General features: G+C 72.4%; 7 protein-coding genes. 1 reads left to right on the top strand and 6 read right to left on the bottom strand.

What is annotated here, in order from left to right:
• From ACSNOD_RS25340 to ACSNOD_RS25325, 4 genes are all read right to left on the bottom strand, one after another.
• The coding region (locus ACSNOD_RS25340) for a MerR family transcriptional regulator (protein ID WP_436769362.1) at positions 1 to 586 on the bottom strand (586 nt) is incomplete at its 3' end.
• A gap of 121 nt (positions 587 to 707) precedes the next feature.
• The gene (locus tag ACSNOD_RS25335) at positions 708 to 1322 is read right to left on the bottom strand and encodes an NADPH-dependent FMN reductase (protein ID WP_436769361.1); all 615 of its coding nucleotides are present in this window, start codon (positions 1320 to 1322) and stop codon (positions 708 to 710) included.
• A gap of 120 nt (positions 1323 to 1442) precedes the next feature.
• Positions 1443 to 2564 (bottom strand): homogentisate 1,2-dioxygenase, encoded by a 1122-nt coding sequence (locus tag ACSNOD_RS25330; protein ID WP_436769360.1) that lies wholly within the window; start codon positions 2562 to 2564, stop codon positions 1443 to 1445.
• 50 nt (positions 2565 to 2614) lie between these two features.
• Positions 2615 to 3526, bottom strand: a complete 912-nt coding sequence (locus ACSNOD_RS25325) for an NADP-dependent oxidoreductase (protein ID WP_436769363.1) — start codon at positions 3524 to 3526, stop codon at positions 2615 to 2617.
• A 163-nt stretch (positions 3527 to 3689) separates the two neighbouring features.
• On the opposite strand from ACSNOD_RS25325, the gene ACSNOD_RS25320 reads away from it, so the two are divergent.
• On the top strand, positions 3690 to 4640 hold the full coding sequence (locus ACSNOD_RS25320; protein ID WP_436769359.1) for a LysR family transcriptional regulator: 951 nt from the start codon (positions 3690 to 3692) through the stop codon (positions 4638 to 4640).
• 70 nt (positions 4641 to 4710) lie between these two features.
• On the opposite strand, the gene ACSNOD_RS25315 is transcribed toward ACSNOD_RS25320, so the two are convergent.
• Positions 4711 to 5832: an amidinotransferase gene (locus ACSNOD_RS25315; protein WP_436769358.1), complete on the bottom strand. Its 1122-nt coding sequence runs from the start codon at positions 5830 to 5832 to the stop codon at positions 4711 to 4713.
• A gap of 283 nt (positions 5833 to 6115) precedes the next feature.
• Positions 6116 to 7993: condensation domain-containing protein (locus ACSNOD_RS25310; protein WP_436769357.1), on the bottom strand; the 1878-nt coding region annotated here is incomplete at its 5' end.

Genomic DNA, 7993 nt, shown 5'->3' with positions numbered 1-7993 from the left:
GCCGCCGGACCTGCGGGTCGGTGGGCGGGGTGCCGGCCGCGCGCAGCCGCTCGGCCCGTCGGTACAGCTCGGGCCATTCGACCTCCAGGAGGTAGTGCGTCGCGGGCCCCAGGGCGGTGGCGCGGGCCCGCAGGGCCCGCATTTGATCGGCGTCCAGGTGGCGGCGCAGCGCCTGCTCGCCCTCCGGGCCGGTGCGGCCGATCGCCCGCAGCGCGTCGAGCAGCATCGTGGCCGTCGGGGCTCGGTCGGACTCCAGCTCCGTGCCGAGCCTCAGGAGCCGCCGCCGTACGGTGTCGAGTGCGGCGATGGAGTCCTCCACGCTCCTGACGTGGTCCCGGATCAGCCGCGCGGGATCGACTCCGGCGTCCAGACAGACGCCGATGGTCTCCAGGCTCAGCCCCAGGTTCCGCAGGGCCAGCACCTGATAGAGGCGGACGAGGTCGCCCTCGGTGTACTCCCGGTGCCCGCCCGCGGTTCGGCGGGAGGGGCTGAGCAGACCGATGCTGTCCCAGTGGTGCAGCGTGCGTACGGTCAGGCCGCTCGCCTCGGCGAGTGAACCGACTTTCCACGTCGTGAACGCGTCCATGGCCCCATCGTGCGTCCTCACGCCACGTCAGGTTCAAGTCGTGAAGGGAGGTGGGGCCCTCCGGGGCCCGGGCCGGCGGTCCGCGGGAAGACGTCCGCGCCACGCGGCGGCGGGCGCCAGGTCAGTGGGCCGACTGGCTCTGCCAGTGCCGCAAGGGCTTGATCAGGCGGCCGCCGGCCTGGTGGTCGATGGCCTCCGCCAGGCCGTGCAGGAGGGAGCCGAGCATGGCCCGGGTGGTGGGGTCGGTCAGGCGCTGGTCGGCCGGTTCCGCCGTGGGGGCGAGGCGGGTGTGGACCTCGGGGATGGCGACCTGGGGGCCGCCGACGACGTAGACGTTGAGGAGGGCCAGCACCTCGCGGAGCTGGGCCTGGGCCCGGACGCCGCCGAAGATCCCGGGCGAGGCCGACAGGACCATGGCCGCGTGGCCGGGCAGGACGCTCTCCCCGTACGGGCGCGAGGCCCAGTCCAGGGCGTTCTTCAGCACGCCGGGCATCGCGCCGTTGTACTCGGGGGTGGCGACGATCAGACCGTCGGCGTCCGCGATGGCCTGCCACAGCCGGCGCACCGGCGCCGGCGGGTCGGCCTCCCGGTCCTCGCTGAAGTGGGGCAGGTCGCCGAGGCCGTCGAAGACCTCGATGCGCATGCCGTCGGGCGCCAGGGCCGGGAGGGCGTGCAGGACCCGGGTGTTGAAGGAGGCGGCTCGCAGGGAGCCGGAGATGGCCAGGACACGGCTCATGACAGGTGGTGCTCCGGGATCACAGGAAGGGCGGGAGGGGCCGAAGGGATGTGCGTGAGGGAGGAGAGAGAGGAGGGGGGAGGGGCCGAGCCCGCCGCCCCGGCCACATGGTGTCGGCGGTCAGCCGCGGTAGCTCTCGTGCCGCGCGAAGTCGGGGATCTCGTTCGCCTCGAACGCATCGGTGCAGCGCAGCGGGCGGGCGGTGTCGATGTTCCACACGTAGATCGGCAACCGGTCCCGCTGTGCGGCCAGGCGCGCCCGGCCGGGGCCGTGGTTCATGCCCCCCGGGGTGAGGCTCGCCAGGCCCGTCGGCGGCCCGGCGTGACGGGCGTCGCCGGTGCCGAGGGGGACGATGACCTCGTCGTAGTCGACGTTGCGGTGGTACGGCTGGGCCCGCTCGGCGTCCTCGGCGGTCTGGGTGGGACGCGGGGCCATGGTGACGATCCAGTTGCTCCCCGCCTGGAAGGTCGCGTGGGCCATCGGCGGCACGTCGAGCCGCTCGGCGGTGACCGGGCGGATGTCCGCCAGCCGCAGCCGGTACGGGGTGAGGCTGCCGGTCCAGCCCCGCACGTCGGCGGGGTCGAACGCGTAGTGGATCGAGGACAGTTCACCGTCGCGCTTGACCAGCACCTCCCACTCGCCGGCCGCGGTGCGCGCGGACGGCACGCCGGCCCCGGCGTCGAGGCGGGGCACGTCGAGGACGCCGCGGTCGAAGGGCAGGAAGTGCCCCAGCGGGCCGCGCTCGGGCAGGGTGATCGGGTCCCGGGTCTCCACCACGTACGTCAGGTGCGGGCCGCCGGGAGCGGGGACCAGGCGATAGTTGGTGCCCTTGGGGATGACCAGGTACTCCAGCGGCCCGTACGCCACGGCGCCGTAGTCGGTGACCAGGGTGCCCCGGCCGGACTGCGTCAGCAGCAGGGTGTCCCCGTCGGCGTTGCGCAGGTAGTACGGCATCGGCGCGGTTCGCTTCGACACCGCGAGGGAGATGTCCTCGTTGTGCAGCAGGCGGGTGGGAAGCGCGCGTTCGTCGTGCTCGTCGGCGGTGGGCACCTCGGTGAGCCGGATGCCGCGGGGGCGGATCGGGCCCTCGACGCGCAGCCAGTCCGTGGGCGGGTGGGCGTGGTAGAGCTGGGAGACCTCTCCCTCGAAGCCCTGGCGGGCGTGGTGTTCCTCGAAGGTGCCCTCCGGCACCCCGGCATGGGCCTGGCGCGAGATCCGGCCCTGAGCGTGCTTGGCGAACATACGAGTCTCCAGGACGGCGCGAGCGGGGCCGCCCCCGGATCGGGGGGCGGTCAGAGGACGAGGGCGAGCTTGCCGTAGTGGCCGCCGGACTCCATCAGCCGGTGCGCCGCGGGCAGTTCCGCCAGGGCGAAGCGGCGGGTGACGGGCAGCCGGAGGTCGCCGCGCGCGGCCAGGTCGGCGACCTGGGCGACGGTCTCGGCCGCGCGGCTGCCGAACATCATGGTGATGCCGTACCGCTGCGCCAGCGGCGGGCTGACCAGCGTCACGACGCGCCCGCGGTCCTTCGTCACGGCGGTCGAGACGGCGATCGCCTCCTCGGAACCGGTCAGGTCGAGGGAGGCGTCGACTCCCTGCGGGGCCAGCTCGCGAACGCGCTGTTCGAGTCCGGCACCGTAGGTCACCGGGGTGCCGCCCAGGGAGCGGACGTGGTCGTGGTTGTCCTCGCTCGCGGTGCCGATCACCGTGGCGCCCCAGGCGCGGGCGAACTGCACCGCCACGCTGCCCACCCCACCGGCCGCGCCGTGGACGAGCACCGTGTCCCCGGCGCCGACGCCGAGCTTGCGCAGCGCGTTGAAGGCCGCCTGGCCGACCGCGCCGATCACCGCCGCGGTCTCCCACGACAGCGCCTCCGGCTTGGCGGTCAGGTTCTCGGCCGGGACGACGACGTACTCGGCGTAGGCCGCCATGTCGACGAAGCCGATCACCTCGTCGCCCACGGCGAAGCCGTCCACGCCCTCGCCGACCCGGTCCACCACTCCGGCGAACTCGTTGCCGAGCTGCTGGGGGAAGGAGATGTCGTACACCGCGTCGAACTCCCCCCGGCGGATCTTGGCGTCGATGGGGTTGAGCCCCGCCGCCTTGATCCGCACCCGCACCTGGCCCGCGCCGGCCTCCGGCTCGGGAAGCTCGGCCACCCGCAGCACGTCGGGGGTGCCATAGGAGTCCATCACCACTGCTCGCATCACGTTTCTCGCCTTGCCTTCGATTGAGCGGTCGGATAGCCGTCGAATCCTTCAAAAGGATTTCTCTCGGCGTCTTCTGCTCTCTCAGTCAACGCTCACGGGCCGTGGTCGGTCCAACACATCTCGGCGGACACGTGACAGTCTCCGGCTGTTACCGTGAAGTGTGGATCTCGACCTGCGTCAGGTGCGCTACGCCGTGACCCTCGCCGAAGAGCTGCACTTCGGCCGGGCCGCGAGCAGGCTCTCCATCGCCCAGCAGACGCTCTCCGCCCAGATCACCACGCTGGAGCGGCGCGTCGGGGTGGCGCTCTTCGTCCGCGACCGCCGCCAGGTGGCGCTCACCCCGGCCGGCGAGATCTTCGTCGAACGGGGCCGCCGGCTTCTCGGTGACGCGCGGCGCCTGCTCGACGAGGTCACCCGCGTCCATACGCCCCTGCGGATCGACGTGCTCACGGAGGGACTCACGCCGTCGCTGCTGACGCAGTACCTGCGGGCCCAGACCCCCTGTCTGCCCTTCGAGGTTCTGCAGAGCCAGGGTCTGGCCGCCGCGCTGCCCCGCCTGGTGGGCGGCGATCTCGATCTCGCCTTCGGCCGCGTCCACGGCCTCGGACAGGAACTGCCCGCCGCCCTCGCCACCATGCCCGTACGGCTGGAACCCATCGGGATCATCGTTCCCACCGGGCACCCGCTGGCCACCCGGGACCGGGTGACGCTCGACGACCTGGCCGACCACCCGCTCCTCGTCCTCACCGCCGACGAGGCCGCCGAGTGGCGGGACTGGATCGAGCAGATCGTCGACGCCTTCGGGCTGACGGTGGGGCTACGGGCCCGCGGGCACGGCCGCGCCGCCATCCACGACACCGTCGCCGCCCGCGGCTACCCCGCCTTCGGCCTCACCACCGGGCAGCTTCCGGCCGGACTGACGGCCCGTCCGCTGATCGAGCCGGTGCCGCTCTACCCCTGGCACGCCGTGTGGAACGCCGCCACCGCGACGGCCGCCGTCAACCGGGTCCTGCAACTCGTCCACGGCTACGCGCGGGACCACCTCTGGCACCGCCTCCCCGACGGCGCGTGGTGGCTGCCGGAGGCGGACCGCGCCGCGTTGCCGTCCTGACGCTCGACGGGCCCGACCGGTCAGGCCGGCCGGACCAGCCGGACCGGCCGGGCCGGTCGAGTCAGTAGCGTCAGTCGAAGTACGACTCGAGCGTGCCGCGTCGCCGGACGTCGAGCGTCGCGCAGTGGAACGAGCCGCCGAACGGCGCGTAGTGCAGCAGGTCGCACGGGATCGGCTCGAACCCCCACTGCTCCAGCGCGCGCAGCATGTTGGTGTGGTGCCGCTCCGCGATGACCCGCTTCTCGTCGATCATGAGGACGTTCATGCTGAGCCACTTGCCGCACAGTGACGTCATCTTGAGCATGCGCTCGTCGATCGGATCGGGCTCGGGGGCGATCAGGACGTCCCAGGAGCTCAGGATGTCGGGCAGCCGGTCGACGTCGATGTACTCGGGGTTGACCAGCACCTTGCCGGGCGCGAGCAGCACAAAGGTCGTGTCGATGTGCATGGGTGTGCGGCAGCGGCTCTCGATCTCGTGGATGCGATAGCCGGGCCCGAGGTGGCGGCGCAGCCACTCGATGCCCATGCGGTTGGTGACGTTGCTCCGGGTGACGAACAGGTCGCGTCCCGCGCGGACGAAATCCGCCGCGTCGAACACCGGCTCGAACTCGGTGAGGATGTAGCGCATGGGCTCGCCGGCCGCGGGGGTGGAGAAGCCCTTCTCGAACAGCGCGTCCGTGAGCTGCGGCTTCGGCGCCGACGTCCAGCGGGCGCCGCGCCGGAAGTAGTCCTTGAGGATCGTCCGGTAGGAGTGGGTCTCGAAGTACCGGCACGGCCACGCCATCGGGGTCTCGATGATCTCGTCACCGATGACCAGCATGCTGTCGCGCGGACAGGTGTTGCAGAAGCCGCGCGAGGACCAGTCGGGGGTGGCGAAGCGCTGCCGGTGGTCGACCGCGTCCGGGCGCGTGACCGTGATGTCGAGGGACTCCAGCAGGGCGATGAACCGATCGAGCTCCTGCTGTGCCGGCTCGATCAGCCGGCGCGGGTATCTGAAGCCGGCCGCCATCCCCTGCAACCGCGCCGCCCACGGCGGGATATTGCAGGCCACGACCGGGTGATGGGAGGGGATCGTCGCGTCGTCGAGACGCCCGACGACGACCTCTTCCAGAGGGTCCCACTCGTTGTGGGAGTTGACCGGAGAAACGAGAGGCTCCACAGCGCTGTCGGCCACGATCGAGGGCGCCGACATCAGGCGCGGTCCCCGTCCCGCACAGGGGCGTCGCCGCCTGCCACCACCGCCGGAATGCCGGACCTCCGCACGTCCACCATGCCCTACCGCTTTCGCTCGCCGATATCGATAACTCGCTGTCGGTAACTCGCAGTATTCGAGACTTTACTCACTGTGTGATCGGATGTCGATCGTTTTGAGGGGGAGGATCGCGCAGCGGCGGCCGCGCCCGGGGGCACGGCCGCCGCTGTTCCGCCACATTAGCCCCAGCGGCCCCCTGTGCGGGAGGTGGCCGCCGAGCCGATCATCCCTGGGCGGTCGCCTCGGCGACCGTCCCGGCGGTCGTCCCGGCGGTCGCGGTACCGACCGGGGCTTCGGGGCTCGTGGCGATCCGTTCCAGCTCCTGGACGAGCCGCGCCGCCAGGTCCTTGGCGTCCGCCGTGCCGTACACGTCGGTCCGGTGGTCCACGCGCAGGGTCAGGCGCGGGCCGAACTGCCAGGCCACCAGCGACAGCGGGTAGTGCGTGCCGTCGTGGACATCGATGCCGCGGACCCGGACGTCGCCCATCCACTCGGTCGCCGAGGGGTCGAACGGGTAGTTGTGGAACACCATGTGAGCGGCGAACAGTTCTGCCTCGCCCATGGCCCGGGCGATGTCCTCCCAGCCCATGTGCTGGTGGACGTAGGTCGCCGACTGCTCTTCCTGGAGGCGCGTCGCGAGGCCGAGCAGCGTCTCCGCCGGGTCGAGCAGGACCCGTACCGGCACGATGTTGGTGTGCAGCCCGAGGATCGACGTCATGTCCGTCACATCGGGGGACCGGCCCGAGACGGTGGCGCCGAGGACCAGGTCGTCGCGGCCGGCGACGCCCCGCAGCACCAGCGCCCAGGCCATGCGGACGAGCACGCCCAGCGTCAGCCCGTGGGCGCGGGCCATGTCGTTCAGCGCCCCGGTGAGCTCCTCCGTGAGCTCGGTCGCGTACGGCTGCGGGAGCAGTGTGCCGTCGGTCGCGATCGCGGGAGCGAACAGCGTGGGCTCCGCGCCCGACAGGCTCCGCAGCCACGCCTCTTCGGCGGCCTGCCGGTCCTGCCGCGCCAGCCAGGCGAGGTGGTCGGGGAAGGTGGACCGCGGCAGGGGGCGGAGGTCCTCTCCCCCGTCGGCGTAGAGCCGGAACAGCTCCGTGTGCATCAGCGACAGCGACCACCCGTCCAGCAGGGCGTGGTGGATGCTGCTGAGGAACACATGGCGATCGGCGGCGAGGCGCACCAGGGTGAACCGCATCAGGGGCGGCCGGGTGACGTCGAACCGCCGGGCCCGGTCGGCGTCCAGCAGCTCGGTGCACCAGTCCTGCTGTTCCTCCGGGGACATGCCGGTCAGATCGCAGAAGTGCCACGGCACCTCGGCCGTCCGCGCGATCACCTGGAGCGGCTGCGCCGGGTGGTCGAGGAGGAACGACGCCCTCAGGCTGGGGTGCCGGTGCAGCAGGGAGCGGCAGGCGGCGCGCAGCGCGTCCGCGTCGAGGGCGCCCTCCAGGTCGTACCGCACCTGCATGGTGTAGACGTCGGAGCCGTGCGCGGCGCGCAGGGTGTGCCGCAGTTGTTCCCTCTGGAGCGGAGTCACCGGCAGGATGTCGGCGGTGTGCGAGTGCGCGGCCTCGATCTGCTCGATCTCGTGCTGCTCCAGCCGTACGAGGGCCAGGTCGGAGGGGGTCAGGCCGCCGGTCTCGATCCGTCGGCCGAGGTCCGCCAGCTCCCGCAGCGCCTGGAACCAGGCCTCGGCGAGCTCCTGGACGTGCTGCTCGGTGACGGCGCTGCGGGCCCAGGACCAGGTCGCCGTCAGCACCGGGGCGCCGGCGCCGTCCTCGTGGACGAGCGCGTCGACCCCCACGGTGTGGGCGAGCGGAAGGTCGGGGTCCGCGTCGCCGCCGAAGGCGTCCGGTACGGGCGCGGGTGCCCAGTCGGCCTCCGTGGCGGCGTCGAAGCGGCCCAGGTAGTTGAAGAGCAGCCGGGGGCTGGGCAGCGCGGCGAGTTCGGGCGCCGTGTCGGGGTTCAGATGGCGCAGCAGCCCGTAGCCGAGGCCGTGGGCGGACGCGGTGGCGAGGTCCTCCTTCACCTGCTTGAGCACGGCGGCCAGGCGGGCGTCCTCGTCGGCGGTGGAGCAGGTGTCCGCCCGGGGAGTGAGGGC

Origin of the sequence: Streptomyces sp. URMC 123, assembly GCF_051386515.1 — a bacterium.
Taxonomy (GTDB): Bacteria; Actinomycetota; Actinomycetes; order Streptomycetales; family Streptomycetaceae; genus Streptomyces.
The sequence above is the reverse complement of the archived record's forward strand: the minus strand, read 5'-3'. Positions and strand labels throughout refer to the sequence as shown.

Coding starts and splice junctions, on each gene's coding strand:
- ACSNOD_RS25335 (WP_436769361.1), bottom strand. CDS start 1,322: ATGAGCCGTGTCCTGGCCATCTCCGGCTCCCTGCGAGCCGCCTCCTTC.
- ACSNOD_RS25330 (WP_436769360.1), bottom strand. CDS start 2,564: ATGTTCGCCAAGCACGCTCAGGGCCGGATCTCGCGCCAGGCCCATGCC.
- ACSNOD_RS25325 (WP_436769363.1), bottom strand. CDS start 3,526: ATGCGAGCAGTGGTGATGGACTCCTATGGCACCCCCGACGTGCTGCGG.
- ACSNOD_RS25315 (WP_436769358.1), bottom strand. CDS start 5,832: ATGTCGGCGCCCTCGATCGTGGCCGACAGCGCTGTGGAGCCTCTCGTT.